General features: G+C 61.2%; 14 protein-coding genes. 11 read left to right on the top strand and 3 right to left on the bottom strand.

Translation table 11 applies throughout. From position 1 onward, the window contains the following. Window positions 1-1,347: retention module-containing protein (locus FW764_RS24910; protein WP_446436207.1), on the bottom strand; the 1,347-nt coding region annotated here is incomplete at its 3' end. A gap of 336 nt (window positions 1,348-1,683) precedes the next feature. Between FW764_RS24910 and FW764_RS24915 the strand changes: the two genes are divergently transcribed. The 9 genes from FW764_RS24915 (at window position 1,684) to FW764_RS24955 (ending at window position 12,962) form a co-directional block, all read left to right on the top strand. Beyond that, window positions 1,684-3,042: a TolC family outer membrane protein gene (locus FW764_RS24915; RefSeq protein WP_083355879.1), complete on the top strand. Its 1,359-nt coding sequence runs from the start codon at window positions 1,684-1,686 to the stop codon at window positions 3,040-3,042. Between the two features lie 40 nt (window positions 3,043-3,082). After that, the gene (locus FW764_RS24920; RefSeq protein WP_446436208.1) at window positions 3,083-5,239 is read left to right on the top strand and encodes a type I secretion system permease/ATPase; all 2,157 of its coding nucleotides are present in this window, start codon (window positions 3,083-3,085) and stop codon (window positions 5,237-5,239) included. Next, a complete protein-coding gene (locus FW764_RS24925) occupies window positions 5,229-6,593 on the top strand; it encodes an HlyD family type I secretion periplasmic adaptor subunit (RefSeq protein WP_446436209.1) in 1,365 nt (454 codons plus the stop codon). Before FW764_RS24920 ends, FW764_RS24925 begins: the two co-directional genes overlap by 11 nt. Window positions 6,594-6,646: 53 nt before the next feature. Then, the gene (locus tag FW764_RS24930; RefSeq protein WP_446436210.1) at window positions 6,647-6,865 is read left to right on the top strand and encodes a hypothetical protein; all 219 of its coding nucleotides are present in this window, start codon (window positions 6,647-6,649) and stop codon (window positions 6,863-6,865) included. 289 nt (window positions 6,866-7,154) lie between these two features. After that, window positions 7,155-7,781 (top strand): TonB family protein, encoded by a 627-nt coding sequence (locus tag FW764_RS24935; RefSeq protein ID WP_446436211.1) that lies wholly within the window; start codon window positions 7,155-7,157, stop codon window positions 7,779-7,781. Window positions 7,782-7,845: 64 nt separating this feature from the next. Beyond that, complete coding sequence (locus FW764_RS24940) at window positions 7,846-8,766, top strand: LysR family transcriptional regulator (protein ID WP_446436212.1); 921 nt, start codon at window positions 7,846-7,848, stop codon at window positions 8,764-8,766. A gap of 138 nt (window positions 8,767-8,904) precedes the next feature. Then, on the top strand, window positions 8,905-10,440 hold the full coding sequence (locus tag FW764_RS24945) for an MFS transporter (RefSeq protein ID WP_446436213.1): 1,536 nt from the start codon (window positions 8,905-8,907) through the stop codon (window positions 10,438-10,440). Window positions 10,441-10,455: 15 nt separating this feature from the next. After that, a complete protein-coding gene (locus FW764_RS24950) occupies window positions 10,456-11,514 on the top strand; it encodes an HlyD family secretion protein (RefSeq protein ID WP_446436214.1) in 1,059 nt (352 codons plus the stop codon). Continuing rightward, the gene (locus tag FW764_RS24955) at window positions 11,511-12,962 is read left to right on the top strand and encodes an efflux transporter outer membrane subunit (protein WP_446436215.1); all 1,452 of its coding nucleotides are present in this window, start codon (window positions 11,511-11,513) and stop codon (window positions 12,960-12,962) included. The genes FW764_RS24950 and FW764_RS24955 overlap by 4 nt, the downstream gene beginning before the upstream one ends. A 31-nt stretch (window positions 12,963-12,993) precedes the next feature. Here the strand turns inward: FW764_RS24955 and FW764_RS24960 are convergent, their stop codons facing one another. Together FW764_RS24960 and FW764_RS24965 are read right to left on the bottom strand one after the other, a co-directional pair. Then, the gene (locus tag FW764_RS24960; protein WP_446436269.1) at window positions 12,994-13,698 is read right to left on the bottom strand and encodes a DUF3142 domain-containing protein; all 705 of its coding nucleotides are present in this window, start codon (window positions 13,696-13,698) and stop codon (window positions 12,994-12,996) included. Next, on the bottom strand, window positions 13,695-15,851 hold the full coding sequence (locus FW764_RS24965; RefSeq protein WP_446436216.1) for an outer membrane assembly lipoprotein YfiO: 2,157 nt from the start codon (window positions 15,849-15,851) through the stop codon (window positions 13,695-13,697). The genes FW764_RS24960 and FW764_RS24965 overlap by 4 nt, the downstream gene beginning before the upstream one ends. Before the next feature lie 194 nt (window positions 15,852-16,045). Here FW764_RS24965 and FW764_RS24970 point away from each other — a divergent pair, with 194 nt between their 5' ends. Both FW764_RS24970 and FW764_RS24975 read left to right on the top strand, forming a co-directional pair. Then, complete coding sequence (locus FW764_RS24970; protein ID WP_446436217.1) at window positions 16,046-17,656, top strand: glycosyltransferase family 39 protein; 1,611 nt, start codon at window positions 16,046-16,048, stop codon at window positions 17,654-17,656. 33 nt (window positions 17,657-17,689) lie between these two features. Next, window positions 17,690-17,947 carry a DUF2789 domain-containing protein gene (locus FW764_RS24975; RefSeq protein WP_446436218.1) on the top strand — a complete coding sequence of 86 codons (258 nt, stop codon included), beginning with the start codon at window positions 17,690-17,692 and terminating at the stop codon, window positions 17,945-17,947. Window positions 17,948-18,169 lie beyond the last annotated feature (222 nt).

Here is an 18,169-nt window from a genome sequence, read left to right on the forward strand (position 1 = left end):
AGTGTCGGTGATCTTGACCGTCTGAGTGCTCTTATCGATGAACACGTCATCGCTCGGAGCTGGGACAGTAACGGTCCCGACGGTGTCGCCCGCCTTGATGGTGATGGTCGAGCCGTTGTCGAGTTTCAGCGTTACGTCAGTGCCCGCTTTATTGGAAAGCGTAGCGGTGTAGGTGATCTGGCCACCTTCGTTCGCCTCGGTCGGCGCGGTGAGCGTCACGGTCGTGGTGTCGATCGAATCAGTAATGGTGGTGACGGCAGGTGTAGTACTCGGCACCAAGTTTTCGAAGTTACCGCCCGTCGCGCCCGTGATGGTGGTGCTGACAGTGCTGCCGTTGACGTAGACATCATTCGGCGGGGTGTCGACGACTACGGTACCGACCGACTCGCCAGCCTTGATGGTGATCACCGAGCCATTGCTTAACGTGACAGTCACCGGCGTCTGCGCGGGGTTGGTCAAGGTGGCGGTGTAGGTGATCTGGCCGCCTTCGGTCACGGTCTCGCCCGCCGTCAGCGTGACGGTGGTGGTGTCGATGGTGTCGGTAATCTGAGTCACGGCCGGGTTAGGGTCGATGGTCAGCACCAAGTTGTTGCCGCCGGTGGTGCCGGTGACGGTGACGCTGATCTGGCTTGGGTCTATGTACGGGCTGTCATTTGGCGCCAGCGGAACATTGACGGTGCCGGTCGTCTGGCCAGCCGTGATAGTGATCACCGCGCCATTGGACAGGGTGATGCTCAGGTCGCTGGACGGCGCCTGGGTCACGGTCGCGGTGTACGTCAGTACACCGCCGGCTTCGGTGATGGTCGGTGTCGCGCTCAGGGTGAGCGTCGAAGCCTGCAACACCAGGTTGCCTGTCTCGTTGGAGCCTTGGGCGCCCGTGAGTTGGGTTTGCGTTGAGGCACCTTGGCCAAGCGGGCCGGTCGGGAAACCGATAGTTGGGTCGACGCGGCCAGCGGTCGCGTCCAGCACCACGAAGCTGTGGCCGCCGCCCGCCGCGCCGTTACCGGCAGCGGTTGCGCCTGCGGCAGTGGCTTCCAGGTCGGTGGTCGGGTCGGCGCCGGCGGCGATGGCTTGCTGCAGCTCGGCAACCGAAGGCGCTGCTTGCTCGGCGGCGGCGGCCAGGTCGAGGCTGGAGTCCGGCAGATCGGCGCTCCACTGCGTATCCCGACCCAAGTCCAGCGTGCGGCCATCGGCCAGTTCCAGGCTCACCGCGCCGGACATGCCAGTGTCTATCTGGTCACCCGCGAACAGGCGATCGCCCTCAACCAGAACGCGACGCGCCCCCTCCGGAGAAATAACGAAAACTTGACCAACAATGCTTTTGACGATGGCCACAACACTGCTCATTAAAATTTTCTCCGGCGTTCCGTTCTGATGAAATCCATATGGCAGCCCAAGTTAGGACGCCAGACAGGAGGGGCGTAGTCTATGATGTTAATGACGTCAAATAATTGGCTAGATTTTTTAGTAATCTAGTTTATGCCAAACTATTGACCTTCTGGTCGCCATCCTAAACAATTGACCTCGTAATGTCACATTGATATTTATGCGGCGAACCGTCCTACATATGTGAAGCAGTTCCGCTTTTCGAACTTTCCGACGTACGGTCATTACGGTAGCCATTATCCGACTCAGCGAGGCCAATCGCTGTGATTTGAGACAAGAAGTCCTGGGGAATTTTAAATGCGTCTGCACCTGTTCATGGCAATACCGTTCGCTCTCGCCGCCAGTTTTGTCCAAGCCCAAACATTGCCCCAAGCCATGCAGCAGGCCTTAGATGTGCACCCGGAGATTCAAGCCGGCGTGAACAGCCGTATCGCCGCCGATTACCAATTGCGCGCTGCCCAAGGTGGTTATCTGCCTCGGGTTGACCTGAACGCCGGTTACGGCCGTGAAGGTACCGACAACTCCACCACCCGCGCCGCCAACGGCCCAAACGGCAACCACTGGGACACGCTCAACCGCGGCGAATCCAGCCTGCGCCTGCAGCAAATGATTTTTGACGGCTTCGCCACGTCCAGCGAAGTCGGCCGTCAACAAGCCAATGTCAACTCCCGTGCTTACTCCTTGCTTGGCACGTCCGAGCGCACCGGGTTGACCGTAGCCCAGGTCTACCTGGACGTGCTGACTCGTCGTGAGTTCGTGCGCCTGGCTGAAGAAAACCTGCGCAACCACGAACGCATCTACGACCAGATCAAATTGCGCACTCAGCGCGGCGTCGGTAACGGTGCCGACCAAGATCAGGCTGAAGCGCGTCTGGCCCAGGCCCGCAACAACCTGATTACCGAGCAGACCAACCTCGCCGACTCGCAGGTCAACTACCTCAGCGCCGTCGGCCAGATGCCCGACCAGCTCGAGCGCCCAGCGCCGTTCATGGCCATGCTACCGGCGGACCTGAATGAAGCGCGTCGCCAGATGCTCGACAACAGCCCGATCCTGCGTTCGGCCGAGTCGGATATCTCCGCCGCCGAAAGCCAGTACGAAGCCGCCAAATCCACCTTCTACCCGCGCTTTGATGCCGAGCTTGGCACCAACGCCGACAACAATGTTTCCGGCGATGCCAGCCACAACAACGGCTGGGAAGCCATGGTGCGCATGCGCTTCAATCTGTTTGCCGGTGGCAGCAACAAGGCTGACCTGCAATCCAAGTCGTACCAGGCAAGCCAGGCACTGGACATCCGCAACAACGCCTTGCGCCAGCTCAACGAAGAACTGGGCCTGGCCTGGAACGCCTTGAACAACGCGAATGCGCAGTTGCCGGTGGCCCAGCAGTACGTGGATCACAGCACCCGTGTGCGTACTTCCTATCAGCAGCAGTTTAGTCTGGGTCAGCGAACCCTGCTGGATTTGCTCGACAGCGAGAACGAATTGTTCACCGCTTCGCGTCGTTTGGAAGAGATCAAGAACATTCAGTTATTTACTCAATATCGAATCAAGGCGACCATGGGCGAATTGCTCAAGAGCCAGGGAGTGGTCGCACCGATGGCCTCCGTCGTGCAGAACGACGTGAAGCCAAAAGTCCAACTGCCTGGCATGAATTGAGCTACACCTATAGCCCAATTGTTAGTCGAGAGTGCAGCGCGTGGAATCCGAAGTCGGTCGAGTTCATCTCAGTCATGATCCACGCACGCTGCACGACGACCCGTTATTAGACGGGTTGTTGGCGCTCTGTGCCTTGCATCAAAAAACGGCCAGCGCGGCCATGCTCACCACGGGCTTGCCGTTGCCCTCGCAGCGACTCAGTGCCGAACTGCTGCCGCGTGCAGCCGCGCGCGCCGGGCTGCAAGGCCGTGTGCTGCAACGCAAACTGGAACAGATTCCGACGATCGCACTGCCGGTGCTGTTGCTGCTCAAGGACGGTCGCAGTACCGTGCTGGTGGGCTGGCAAGGCGAAGATGAAGCACGGATCCTGCTCAGCGAAAGCGACGGCGGTGAAGTGCTGATCAAGCGCGAGGCGTTGGCCGATGACTACATCGGCAAAGTCTTCTTTGCCCAGCCGCAGCACAAATTCGACGTCAACCACGGCACCCTGATTCCGCGGGCGCGTTCGTGGTTTCGCGACACCCTCAAGCGTTCTCGCTGGCTCTACACCGACGCCATTGCCGCCAGCTTCCTGATCAACATCATCGCCATGGCCGCGCCGCTGTTTGTAATGAACGTGTACGACCGCGTTGTGCCGAACCAGGCCACGGCGACCTTGTGGGTGCTGGCTGTGGGCATCTGCGGTGCGTACCTGTTCGACCTCATCCTCAAAAGCCTGCGCAGCCTGTGCCTGGACCTGGCCGGTAAAAAGACCGACCTGATCATTTCGGCCACGCTGTTCGAACGCATTGTCGGCATGTCCATGAAATACCGTCCGGCACGGGTCGGCAGCTTCGCGCAGAACATCCATGAGTTTCAGAGCCTGCGCGATTTCCTCGCCTCGCTGACCCTCACCAGCCTGATCGACCTGCCGTTTACCCTGCTGATCTTCTTGGTGATCGCCATCCTCGGCGGCCACTTGGTGTGGGTCCCGGTGCTGGCTTTCCCAATCGCCCTGGGCATTGGCTACGCTCTGCAAAAACCGCTGGTGGCGACCATGGAGCGCACCATGGCCCTCGCCGCCGAGCGCCAGTCGAGCCTGATCGAAACCCTCGCCGGGTTGGACGCGGTCAAGGTCAACAATGCCGAGAGCGAGCGCCAGTACGGTTGGGAACAGACCATTGGTACTCTGAGTCGGCTCGAGCTGCGTGTGAAATTGCTCTCAGGCTTGTCGATGAACATAACCTTGCTGATCCAACAATTGGCCGGTGTGATCATGATCGTGTTTGGCGTGTACCAGATCATCGACGGTAACCTCAGCATGGGCGGCCTGATTGCTTGCTACATGCTCAGTGGCCGCGCGTTGAGCCCACTGGCTTCGCTGTCGGGTCTGCTCACCCGCTACCAGCAAGCTAAGGTCACCATGACCTCGGTGGACCAGATGATGGAGCTGCCCCAGGAGCGCAATTTCGACGAGCGCCCGATGAGCCGTCGCACCCTGCAAGGTGCCATCGAATGCCGTGGTTTGAACTTCACCTACCCGAACCAACAGAACGCCGCGCTGAAGAACATCAACCTGGTGATCAAACCGGGCGAAAAAATCGGCATCATCGGCCGCAGCGGCTCGGGTAAAAGCTCCCTGGCGAAACTGATCGTGGGGCTTTACCAGCCTGATTCCGGCGCTTTGCTGGTGGATGGCGTTGACGTGCGCCAGATTGACGTGAGCGAGTTGCGCCACAACATCGGCTACGTCGCGCAAGACATCCAATTGCTGGCCGGCACCTTGCGCGACAACCTGGTTTGCGGTGCACGCTACGTCGAGGACGAAATGGTCCTGCAAGCCGCCGAGCTGGCCGGTGTACACGAATTCGCCCGCCTGCACCCGCAAGGCTATGAGCTGCAAGTCGGCGAACGCGGGCAGAACCTGTCCGGCGGCCAGCGGCAGAACGTCGCCCTGGCGCGCGCGCTGTTGCTCAACCCGCCCATCCTGCTGTTGGACGAACCCACCAGTGCGATGGACAACACTGGTGAAGAACGCTTGAAACAACGCCTGCAAGCCGTGGTGCAAAACAAGACCGTGGTGCTGGTCACCCACCGAGCCTCACTGCTCTCTCTGGTGGACCGCCTGCTGGTGGTCGACCGTGGGCAGATCCTCGCGGACGGTCCGAAAGCCGTGGTTATGGAAGCGTTGAAAAAGGGGCAGATCAGTGTTGCTTAACTCCATTAAAAGCGCGGTCGGCCGCTACTTCAAAGGCACCGACTCGCTGCAGGGCCAACCCCTGCCAGAGGTCAACAAGGCGCTGATCGAAGATGCACCGCGGGTGATCCGCCTGACCATCTGGGCGATCATTGGGTTCTTCATATTCCTGGTGGTGTGGGCAGGTTTCTCCAGCATCGATGAAGTGACCCGAGGTGATGGCAAAGCGATTCCTTCGTCCAAGCTGCAAAAAATCCAGAACCTGGAAGGCGGCATCGTCGCCGAGTTGTACGTCAAGGAAGGCCAGATTGTCGAAGCCGGCGCGCCGCTGATACGCCTCGATGACACACGGTTTGTCTCCAACGCCGGTGAAACCGAAGCCTTGCGCCTGGCCATGCAACTGCGTGTTGAGCGCTTGAGTGCGCAGGTGGATGACCGCCCGCTGAACATCCCCGACGATGTGCTCAAGGCCGCGCCCAACCAGGCCGCCAACGAACGCTCCTTGTATGAAAGCCGCCGCCAGCAGTTGAAAGACGAAGTCGGTGGTTTGCAAGAGCAACTGGTGCAGCGTCAGCAAGAACTGCGCGAGTTCACCTCCAAGCAAGGTCAGTACCGCAGCCAGTTGTCCCTGCAACGCCAGGAAATCAACATGTCCGAGCCGCTGGTGGCTCAGGGCGCGGTATCGCCGGTGGAAGTGCTGCGCCTCAAGCGTGCCGAAATGGAAACCCGTGGGCAACTGGACGCCACCACCCTGGCGATTCCCCGCGCCGAGTCGGCGATCAAGGAAGTGCAGCGCAAGATCGACGAAACCCGTGGAAAATTTCGCAGCGAAGCGCTGACCCAGCTCAACGAAGCCCGCACCGAACTGAACAAGGCCGAATCCACCGGCCGCGCCCTGGAAGACCGCGTCAGCCGCACGCTGGTCACCTCGCCTGTGCGCGGTATTGTCAAGCAGTTGCTGGTCAACACCGTCGGCGGCGTGATCCAGCCGGGCAGCGACATGGTCGAAATCGTGCCGCTTAACGACACCTTGCTAGTGGAAGCCAAGATCCGCCCGCAAGACATCGCCTTCCTGCACCCCGGGCAAGAAGCGATCGTCAAATTCACCGCCTATGACTACACCATCTATGGCGGCCTGAAGGCCAAGCTCGAACGCATCGGCGCTGACACCATCACCGATGAAGACAAGAAAACCACCTACTACATGATCACCCTGCGCACCGACCGCAGCCACTTGGGTACCGATGAGAAACCACTGCTGATCATCCCCGGCATGGTCGCCTCGGTGGACATCATTACCGGTAAGAAAAGCATCCTGAGCTATCTGCTCAAGCCGATCATCAAGGCCCGGGCCGAGGCGTTGCACGAGCGCTGATCTCTAGTGCCTGCCGGGACCTCAACGGGACAAGCCCCTTCCCACATTTTTGAATGTATTCACACATCAAAATGTGGGAGGGGGATTGTCCCGAAGGGTCCGTCACCTTTACCGCTCAGACCTTCAAGGTTGGCCCATTCCCCGGCAGCGTTGGCGCCTGGATCATCGGCCTGGATCACCGCGTCGTGGTGGCCTGCGACCAGCGCATCACGCACGAGCACCTGTGCCGCAAGCTGTTTCGAACCACCATTCAGGGCGGTGCGCCTTTCTAATCCCAGGCTCTGAGAGTTGAAATGAACGCGCCCCTGCGAGGCCACGCAGCCTGCCACCTGAACGCTGCCACGCCGCTGCTGGCGTCGCAAACTTTGAGCGTCCCGAAGCTGAAGACCGTGCGCTGAGCACCTATTCCGGGTTTCTCGGCGTCTCCGAAACCCTGCGCATGGCCGGGCACAACTACGCTAAATAGGAATAATTGCCCTGCGGTGCTTATGGCCCCGATAATGCCGACTGAGTCCGACGCCTTGAGGGCGTCGCAATGGTCTGGTAAAGGGATTTACGAACATGCGATTTCTGGTGTTAGCGGCGGCGTTAGTTTGCTCACTTCAGGTGTGGGCGATCACCAGCCCGGAGGCGCTATACATGCCCAAGCCGGTGTACCCGGAGGGCATGAGCAACCTTCGCGGCCACGCGCGAATCAGCCTCAACCTGCACAACGACGGCTCGGTCAGCGACGTCAAGGTGCTCAATGCCACCCATCCGGCCTTTGCCGAGGCCGCTATCAACGCCGCCAAATTGTGGCGCTTCAAACCGTGGACGCCCTCTGCCGATATGCCTGCGATCATCGACGCCAACAACGACATGATCTTTGCACCGCAGAACGACATCACCATCCCGTTTCAAAAACCCGTCTCCGCCGTGGTATCGCAAACCTGCCGTGCACTCAACGATGAGGTCGCGCAATGGCGCCACGATCAGCCCAGCCGCCCACTCCGTGCAATGCGCAGCTTCGCGCTGGTTCATGCCTACTTGGTGTTGCCAGTACTGAGCGGCAGCATTGAATACCCCGCCAGCCTGTCGGCCACGGACGATTTCGATATCGCGTTGCCGGAGGTCGTGCGCAAGTGCCGCAGCCAACCTAAGGGGCGCTTCATCGATCACCTACCCGAAACCGTGCGCGTGCGCCTGTAACCGCGACGCTTCAGCCTGCTACGATTGCACGCAATACACTCCCCACTGATCACGAGTGCTTGGCATGCAACTACCGGACATGAACCTGTTGGTCGCCCTCGACGCCTTGCTCGACGAGGGCAGCGTGGTCGGCGCCGCGCGGCGGATGAACCTCAGCCCGGCGGCGATGAGCCGCACCCTCACGCGCATTCGCGAGGCAGTGGGTGATCCGATCCTGGTGCGCGCCGGTCGCGGCCTGGTGCCAACACCCAAGGCGTTGCAACTGCAAGGCCAGGTGCGCAATGTGGTGGAGCAGGCGGCGTTGTTGTTTCGCTCGGCGGATCAGGTTGACCTGAGCACCTTGCGCCGACGCTTCAGCGTGCGCGCCAATGACTTCTTTATCGGTGTGTATGGCGGTCGCCTGTTCGACACCATGGAGCGCATGGCGCCGCTGTGCGAGCTGTGCTTCGTGCCCGAAGGCAACACCGATGACGAGGCGCTACGCGAAGGGCGGCTGGACCTGCGGGTGAGCAACACTATGCCCGCCAGCCCCGAAGTGAAGGTGCAGAACCTATTCTCGACCACCTTTGTCGGCCTGGCGCGGCAAGATCACCCGTTGTTCGACGAAGAAATCACCGCCGCACGTTTCGCCAGCTATTCCCACATCAGTATTTCGCGTCGCGGTATCGCCCGTGGGCCGATCGACACCGCGCTGAATGCCCAGGGTCTTGAGCGCCGCGTCGCGATGATCGCCCCAGGCTTCCATGGCGCGATGTTCATGCTGACCGACTCCGACCTGCTGTTGCCGGTGCCCAAGGAAGCGCTCTTGAGCGCCACCCGCCTGAACCTGCCGCTGCGCTCGTTCCCGCTGCCGATTTCCCTGCCGACCCTGGTGCTCGCACAGTCCTGGCACCCACGCTTCGACAAAGACCCCGCCCACAAATGGCTGCGCGAAACCATGCGCGAGAGCTGCCATGCCACTTGGCTGGAAGCGCAACCCACCTAAGTGCCCCCTCCCACATTAGCCCGGTGGTGGATTCAGGATTGCGCCTGACGCACTTATAACCTGCCGACAAGTAACTTTTTTGTCATGTGTGTGCCTGATTAAACTGCTCGGGTATTTCTAATCCCGAGTTACCTGTTCATGACATCCCTCGCTGCCCCGGCCCTACAGGCTGCAGCCAAACCTACTGCGCTCAACCCGCCCGTATTCGGCCCGCGGATCATCATCGGCCTGGTCGGCGTGTTGCTGGCGGTGCTGGTGTCCGGCCTCAACGAGATGGTCACCAAGGTTGCCCTCGCCGATATCCGGGGTGCGCTGTACATCGGTTTTGACGAAGGCACCTGGCTGGTGGCGGCCTATACGGCGACGTCCGTGGCGGCCATGGCCTTCGCGCCCTGGTGTGCAGTGACGTTTTCTCTGCGCCGCTTCACCCTGTGCGCGATTGGTTTGTTCACCGTGCTGGGCATCCTGTGCCCGTTTGCGCCGAACTACGAAAGCCTGTTGCTGCTGCGCACCGTGCAAGGCCTGGCCGGTGGCGCGTTGCCGCCAATGTTGATGACCGTGGCCCTGCGTTTCCTGCCGCCCAACGTCAAGCTGTACGGCCTGGCCGGCTACGCGCTCACCGCCACCTTTGGCCCAAGCCTGGGCACACCGCTGGCCGCCTTGTGGACCGAATACGTCGGCTGGCAGTGGGCGTTCTGGCAAATCGTCGCGCCGTGCCTGCTGGCGATGGCCGCCGTGGCCTATGGTTTGCCGCAAGACCCGCTGCGCCTGGAGCGCTTCAAGCAGTTCAACTGGCGTGGTCTGCTGCTGGGCTTCCCGGCGATCTGCATGCTGGTGATCGGCCTGTTGCAGGGCAATCGCCTGGACTGGTTCGAGTCCGGCCTGATCACCTTCTTGTTGAGCGCGGGCACGCTGCTGCTGGTGCTGTTTCTGGTGAATGAATGGTCGCAGCCGATTCCGTTTTTCAAGTTGCAGATGCTTGGCCTGCGCAACCTGGCCTTCGCCTTGATCGTGCTGGCGGGCGTGCTGATGGTGATGACCTCGGTGATCATCATCCCGTCGAGTTTCCTCGCCCAGGTCCAGGGTTACCGGCCGCTGCAAACCGCGCCGTTGATGCTGCTGATGGCGTTGCCGCAGTTGATCGCGCTGCCGCTGGTGGCAGCGCTGTGTAACCTGCGTTGGGTCGATTGCCGGTGGGTACTGGGGATCGGGTTGAGCATGCTGGTGCTGTGTTGCATTGGCAGCGCGCACCTGACCTCGGAGTGGATTCGTGACGATTTCTATGGCCTGTACTTGCTGCAAATCTTCGGGCAACCCATGGCGGTGTTGCCGCTGCTGATGCTGTCCACCGGCAGCATCCAACCGATGGATGGGCCGTTCGCCTCGGCTTGGTTCAACACCGTCAAAGGCCTTGCGGCCGTGATTGCCACCGCCGTGCTGGACACGCTGACCACCCAACGCCTGCACTTCCACTCGACCATGCTGGTGGACCGCCTGGGCAACTCGCCCCTGGCCGACGGCGACGCGCCGGGCCTGGCGCACCGGCTGCATGAGCAGGCCGTGGTGCTGACCTCATCGGACCTTTATTACGTCATGGCGGGTGTCGCAATGGCGTTGATCCTGCTGATTTTCTGGATGCCCACGCGGATCTTTCCGCCGCGCGCACCGACCTAGCCACAAGGAATTTTCATGAAGCGCAAAGACAAAATTGCCGTCTCCGTTATCGCCGTGTTTGCTGTCGGGGTGCTGGTCTACCTGGTCGCGCCCGGCCTGTTGGGCAGCAAGCGCCAGACCACCAACGACGCCTTCGTCGCCGCCGACTTCACCCTGGTGGCGCCGCGTGTGGCCGGCTTTATCAAGGAGGTGCTGGTAGAAGACAACCAGCGGGTCAAGGCCGGCCAACTGCTGGCGCTGATCGACGACCGCGACTTTCGCGCCGCCGCCCAGGCGGCCGACGCCGACACGCTCGTCGCCCAGGCCCAGCTGAAAAACGCCACCGCGACCCTCGAGCGCCAAAGCTCGGTGATCGCCCAGGCCCAGGCCACCGTGGCGGCAGACCGCGCCGAAGTGGCGTTCGCCGAGCACGAACTGAACCGCTACAACCACCTTGCTGGCGTGGGCGCGGGCACCGTGCAGAACGCCCAGCAAGCCAAGACCCGTATCGACCAGGCTACCGCACGCCTGGCCAATGCCACCGCGGTGCTGGCGGCTGAGCGCAAGCAGGTGGAAATCCTCACCGCCCAGCGTGATGCCGCCGAAGGTGGGCTCAAGCGTGCCCAGGCGGCGTTGGAAATGGCCAGCTATCAGCTGTCCTACACGCGCATCGTTGCGCCGGTGGACGGCATGGTCGGTGAGCGCGCGGTGCGCGTCGGTGCTTATGTGACGCCCGGCAGCAAGATCCTCGCCGTGGTGCCGCTGGCCGAGGCTTATGTGGTGGCCAACTTCCAGGAAACCCAGCTGTGGCATATGCACGCCGGCCAAGCCGTGCAGGTGCGCGTCGATAGCCTCGACGGCGAACTGCTCAAGGGCCATCTGGAAAGCCTCGCGCCAGCCACCGGCGTGACGTTCGCCTCGGTCAAGCCTGACAACGCCACCGGTAACTTCACTAAGGTGGTACAGCGCATTCCGGTAAAAATCGTGCTCGAACCAAACCAGCCATTGACCGAGCGCCTGCGCGTCGGCATGTCGGTGGAAGCCAGCGTCGACACCCAGCCGGTCACCCAGTCGCGTGAGGTGGCCCAGCAATGAGACAGTTAGCCTGGCTCACCTTGAGTCTGATCAGCCTGAGTGCGTGCACCGTCGGCCCGGATTTCCAGCGGCCACAAAGCCCGCAAGTCACCCAATGGAGCGAGCCCCAGGGCCGACAGGCCGTCAGCCGCGTCGTCACCGATCCTGTGCAAGAGCGCTGGTGGGACGTGTTCCACGACGCGCAGCTCTCGGCCCTCACACGCCGTGCCATCACCGACAACCTCGACCTGAAGCTGGCCAGCAGCCGCCTGCAACAAAGCCGTGCCGCGCGCCAGGTGACGACCGCCGAGCGTTATCCCAATGTCGATGCCACGGGCGCTTACCAGCGCAGACGCAATAGCGGCAAAGGCTTGAGCGACCCCTCCGGCGAGAATGGCCGTTCGGCGTTCAACCAGTGGGACATGGGCTTCTCCGCCGCCTGGGAGCTGGACTTCTGGGGCCGGGTCAAACGCGAGACCGAAGCTGCCGACGCCACCTTGCAAGTCGCCGAAAACGAGCGCCGCGCGGTGCTGCTGTCGGTACTTGCCGAGACCGCCCAGGACTACATCCAACTGCGCGGCGTGCAGAACACCCGCGCCGTCACTGAGCAAAACCTCGACGTCGCGCGCCATAGCCTCACGCTCTCGCAACTGCGCCTTGCCGACGGTGTAGCGACCGACCTGGACGTGGCGGAAGCCGCTGCCCAGGTGGCCGCCATCGAAGCACGTCTGCCGGATTTGCAGCAGCGCCAGGACCAACTGATCAACGCCCTGAGCCTGTTGATGGGCGAGCCGCCGCAAGCGCTGCACGCGCAATTGTCCAAGGACGCCGACGTGCCGCAAACCCCGCGCCAGGTCGCCATCGGCCTGCCGTCCGAATTGGCTGAACGCCGCCCCGACATCCGCCAGGCCGAGGCGCGCTTGCACGCGGCCACCGCCAACATCGGCGTGGCCAAGGGCGACTTCTACCCACGTATCACCTTGTCCGGCAGCCTCGGTTCACAGGCTATGCAGCTCTCGGATTTCGGCACATGGGGCTCCCGTGCGTTCGCCTTCGGCCCGCAATTCAGCCTGCCGCTGTTCAATGGCGGCCGCCTGCAAGGCGTGTTGAACCTGCGCGAAGCGCAGCAACAGGAAGCCGCGCTGGCCTACCAACAAACCGTACTGCGCGCCTGGCATGAAATCGACGACCAACTGACCCGCTACAATGCCAGCCAACTGCGCCGCGATAGTCTCGCCGAAGCGGTGCGCCAGAACCGGATCGCTTTAAGCACCGCGCAACAGCAGTACGTCGAAGGTGTGGTGGATTTCGTCAACGTACTCACTGTGCAAAGCGCGTTGTTGGCGACCCAGGAACAGTGGGTTGAAAGCTCCACGGGCGTGTCATTGGCCATGGTCGGGTTGTACAAGGCGTTGGGCGGCGGTTGGCAATCCGTCTACCCTGAAACCGCCTCCCTTCCTGCAGGCTGAATACAACGCCGCCGCAGGGGATATTGCGTGATTACGGGTTCTGCAAAAACACCACATACCCCCGAAACCACTCACTCCCCTTCAAATACGCCGGTTCGTCCCATACGCCACCCTGAATCAACCCGACCTTGAACGGCAGCCCGAGCCGGCTCATCCGCGGCAAATACGCCGCGTAATCCGGGATGCTGTGGCGCCCTTGGTACGTCTGCACCACTACTTCATCCACCACGCCTTTGAGCTGGGCGATGGCGGTGGGGTCGGCATTGCTGCTCCAGTCCATCAGGCCGGTGATGCTCAGGCGCAGGTCAGTGGGCAGGCGTCGGCGCAGGTCGCGCAGGAAGCCAGCGTACTCGTGAAGGTATTGGGTGCGGGCGTCGAAGTCGATCTGGATGCCCGCCACCGGGTTGCCCGCGTCGCGCCAGCGTTGCACCTGGCCGAACAACTGGGTGTAGACCTGTTCTGGCCAGTGCAGGGTGTGAGCGCGGTACACCACCCAGACGTCGCCTTGGGTAATGCGTGGCACGCTGATGCCCTGGGCGATGAACTGCACGCCGCGCTGTGGCGCACGGCGGGTGGAATTGATCTGGCCCTGCAGGATGTACAGAGTTTTCGCCTGCTTGAGCACCGGCTGCGGCGCGACGCCACTCCATAGCCAGAAGGCGTCGTAATCACGGGCATCAACCGCAGCAAAGGCGGGGCTTGCCAGCAACAGCAAGCCGAGCCACAGGTGCCTCACCAGTAGTACTTCAACGACTCGGCCCATTCGGTGTCGGCAAACCCGGTTTTCAGCTGGCGGAACCAGCCTTTGCGCACGGACTTGTCGACATCTTCACCGCCGCAGTTGTTATAGCCGGACCGCGCATAGCAGTTGATTGCGCGAAACAGCGCATAGGCCTTGTCGTTATGTGGTGCCTTGGGATTAGCGATAACTTGGCGGTAACCGTCGAGTCGCGAAAAGACTTCGCCTTTGAACAGCGAGGCGCTGCTGCCCAGGCTGCCGGCGGCGCGCGCCTGGTCCAGCGGCATGCCATCCAGATGGTTGCTCAGGATGAACTCACCCAGGCAGTTCAGGCCCTTGGGGCTGTTTGGATCGGCTTGCAAGGTACTGGCGACTTGCGCAATGCTCGGGCAGGCGTAGCCAGCTTCAGCCTTAGCGCCGTTCCACTGGAACAACTGCAACGAGTGGCCATCGCCATAGACATAACCCAGGCTGGTGCCGAGTTTGCCCTGCGGCACCGGCGCCGGCAGTTGCTTGAGGTCGTCGGCGAAGGTCGCATATTGGCTGCGCAGCAGGTCTTTGTAGAGCAGCACAAACTGCGCGGTTTCACGTTCGGCCGGGTCACTGGCCTGGGTGATCTGCTGACGCAGCAGTTCCTGGCCTGCGATATTGCGCAGCAAGATATAGCGCACCTGTTTGGCGCTGATCGGCGAGTCGGCCGCGAACACTTTGGCCAGTTGGCCGCTGCGCTCGTAATTCATCGCCAGGGCCAGCTCCAACTGATCGCGCTGCAAGGGTTGCTTGGCCAGTGGCAACAGCTTTAGCCACAACGCTTCGGCGCTCTTCCAGTCTTGCTTGGCTTCCAGGGCGAGGCCGCGCAGGGTCTGCTGGCTGAAGGCGAAGTAGTTCAGGCTCGCAGGCACGTCCTGAGGCAGCCGTTTCAAGGCGTTGTCGGGTTGGTGCTCGACATACAGGGCAAACGCGGCTTGAACGTAGTCGTACAGCGCCGGTTCCTGGGCGAACACCACCTTTTGTTCGCTCAAGGCCTCGCGGGTCAGCTTGGGCGGGTTGCCGGCGCGCATCCACATCAAGTCATTGAGCGCCAGCATCAGTGGGTTGGCCGTAGGTGTTTGGGTAGCGCTCAGCAGTTTGTTGTCGGTTTCCTGCACCAGGTCATCCAACGACACATTGCGCGGCTCAGCACTCAATTGCGCGGCCAGCTCGTTTGCCAGCTTGTCGGTATCGCCCGCCAGCCAATGCACCCGGCGCAACAAGCCTTGGGCAGAGGCGGCGTATTCGCCCTGTGGGTATGTTCTCAGGTACAGGTTGAAGGCGGCCCCGCTATTGGACAGCACGGACTTATCCACACGCTCCAGTTGTGGCATGCCGTATTCGTCGAAGGCGTTTTCCTGGGCCTGGTTCAGCTCGGTACGGGCGATCATGTACAGCGCCGTCTCCTTGACCCACGGCAGGCTGCCGCTGGCGGCCGCGACAAAGCCGCGTTGCGCGTCGCCAAACCGGCCGCTGTAAAAGTCGCCAGCGGCTTGAAGGTAAGTGCGCAGCTCGCGGCCAGGGGCCGACTGGATTTGCTCCGGGTCACCCAGGCTTGCGCCTTCCCAGGTACAAGCTCCGAGCAGTTGCAAGCGGCCAGTGATCAGCAAGCGGCGTTCCGCTTCAGGTAGATCGGCTTTGACTACTTGGCTGACAAACGCCGTTGCGCTGCTGTCGTCATTGCTGCGGCAGCGGCTGCCTTCGCCGCTTAGGAAGGCATCCCCCGCGGCTTTGTCGTTTTCACGCGCGATACCTTGCGCGGCCAGCAATTCATCAAGTTGGCTGGGCGTGGGCGTCGCGTCAGTTTTTTCGACGTTGCCATCGGTCATCGGCGTGAGGCGATACACCGGGAACGGCACCGGGCCAAAGCCTTCTTCCAGATCGGTTTCACTTAGCGCATTCGGCGTCAGGGGCGCCACCTGTTTGTCGGCCAGTAACAGGCGCAGGTTGACCCGGCTGTCATTGCCTGGGCTCAGAAAGGGCAAGTTGCTGCACCCTTCGAGGCTGTCGCGGGATACTCGCCAGTCGGGGTAGCACGAGTCATCGCCACTGGCTTGGGCCTGGAAGGAAAGGCCGGTGAGCAGTGCCAGGGCCAGAGGTGAGAAAAAACCGATGCGCATGACGTGTCCTTGATCCTTAGTCCTTGGAGGGAGGCAATCATAGCGTGATCTGACAAATGCTTCGGTAAATGCCTACACAAATCGCTGATTTGTCGGATACCAGCAGCGAATAATGGGCTTTTGTCCTAGAGTGGCGGTCATTCACGCATAGGGCTTATTTGCCGGCCCAAAAAGGCAATGGTAGGGGAATCGAGGTGCGACGTTCTGTGGCAGAGCAAGACGATAAAGTGGGTTCATTACCCGCGTTCAATCACCTCTCGCAGTCTGGGGCAGGTGCTGCTTGGATTGGCCTGCTGTGGTGGGTGCCGCTCCTGGCGCTGGCTGCGGGGTTACGTTTTTACGGCCTGACGGCGTCCGCTATCTGGGGGGATGAAGCCTCAAGCCTGCTGCTCAGCGAATACGCTGCGGGCGATTTGTGGTTTCACGCCGCCCATGATGTTCACCCGCCGTTGTATTTTTTCTTGTTGCGCGGCTGGATTGGGCTGTTTGGCGATGGGATTTTATCCCTTCGCGGCATGAGTGCGATCCCCGGCGTAGTTGCCGTGGGCCTGGGCATCTGGCTGACGCGGCAACTGTCGACCCGTCGTGTGGCGGTGCTGGCCGGCGTCCTATTGGCGCTGTTCCCGACAGCGGTGCGCTACAGCCAGGAAGCGCGCATGTATTCGTTGCTGGGCGTGTGGCTTCTGGGCGCTACGCTGGCGTTGGTGTATTGGGTGCGGCAACCCGAGCGCACGCGCTATTTGGTGGCTTATGTGCTGCTGATGACTGCCGGTTTCTACACCCATTACTTCACTGCGCTGTGTGTGTTGGTGCATTGGGCCTACCTGGGGTTGTTGGGCGCCTCTCGCCTGTCATGCCCGCGTTTGATCAAGCGCCCGGCGTGGTGGGTGGCCAACTGCGCGATCGTGTTGTTGTACCTGCCGTGGCTGCCAAATCTGCTGGACCTGATGCATCACGTTGATGCGCTCAAGGTAGGCGGTGATATTGGCTGGGAGGCCCCGGTCAACCTGTTCTCACTGCCGTCAATGATCTGGCAGTTTTTGCTCCAGGACGAAGGTGTTGGCCTCTGGCCGCCGTTGTTCTGGCTGTTTCCGTCAATGCTGGTCGCGGTTGTTGGGGTGACTGCCTGGCGAGACCGCGAACGCTACAGGCTGGCTAGCCTTTTGGCGTTGTTTTTTTTACTGCCGCTGCTGCTTGTGTACGGGGTGTCTTTCATTTCGCCAGTGTTTATCGAGCGCTACCTCACCGTGTATGCACTGGGCTTGCCAATCCTTGTGGCCTTGGCTATTGACCGTCTGCCCGCGCGCCTGTCACTGCTAGGCGCGGCACTGCTAGTGGTGTTCGTGGGTATGGAACTGGCGGGGCTGAAAAACAACTTCACCGTCGATGAGCATGATCAATTCAACGTGCCGGTGGAGTTCGTCAACCGCAATTACCAGGAAGATGACCGCATCGTCCTCAGTGACATGTTGTGGTACCTCCCCTACGTGTATTACGACGAGACCGATGCCCAGTTGCAGCTTTACACGCCGCCCAAGCCCGACGGAACGTCGACCCGGCCAAATGCCTACGGCTTCGGTACGCTGGTGGACCAGGACGGTGGGCGTATTTACCTCGACCGCCTGACGGCGCTGCCTGCCGAAACCCGACGTGTGTGGCTGATCAGCAGCAACGAAGCGCCGGATGAGTTCGCCCCGTTGCCTGAAGGTTGGCGCGAGCTGAGTCGTCAGGATGGCGGCGGTGCCAGGGCTCGGTTGTTCGTGCTGTGCAACGTAGCGCCGCCGCAACCCGAAGCTTGCCACTAGACTCAGTAAACACTTCTTCATCTGGAGCCTGCCATGGAATCGCCTGTGCACAGCTTGCCGTCACTGTTCAAACAGCTGGGGCTGCCGGATGACCCGGTGAGTATTGAGAAGTTTGTGGCGGTTCATTCGCCGCTCAAGCCAGATTTGAAATTGGCGGATGCGTTTTTCTGGACCCCCAGTCAGCGCGCTTTTTTGCGCGATGGGATGCTGGACGATGCGGATTGGGCGGAGGTGGTGGATGAGTTGAATGTATTGTTGCGAACTGGAAGAGGGGTGCAAAAAACTCAGTAAAAAGGCCAGAACTTGAAAAAACTGGGCTTTATTCGCGTAGGTGAACTTTTTCTGAGGTTACGCGATGTCTCGCGTTGGCTGTGCGCGGGAGATCTTCTCAACACCTTCGCACCCTCACACCTGCTCCACGAACGGCCCGTAGCCGCGTGCGTATCGGCACTGAACTGTTGGAAACCCTTACGCCAACCCCGCGCCACCCATCACAAATTTGTTTCAAAACTT

The organism is Pseudomonas sp. 1152_12, from assembly GCF_052850675.1.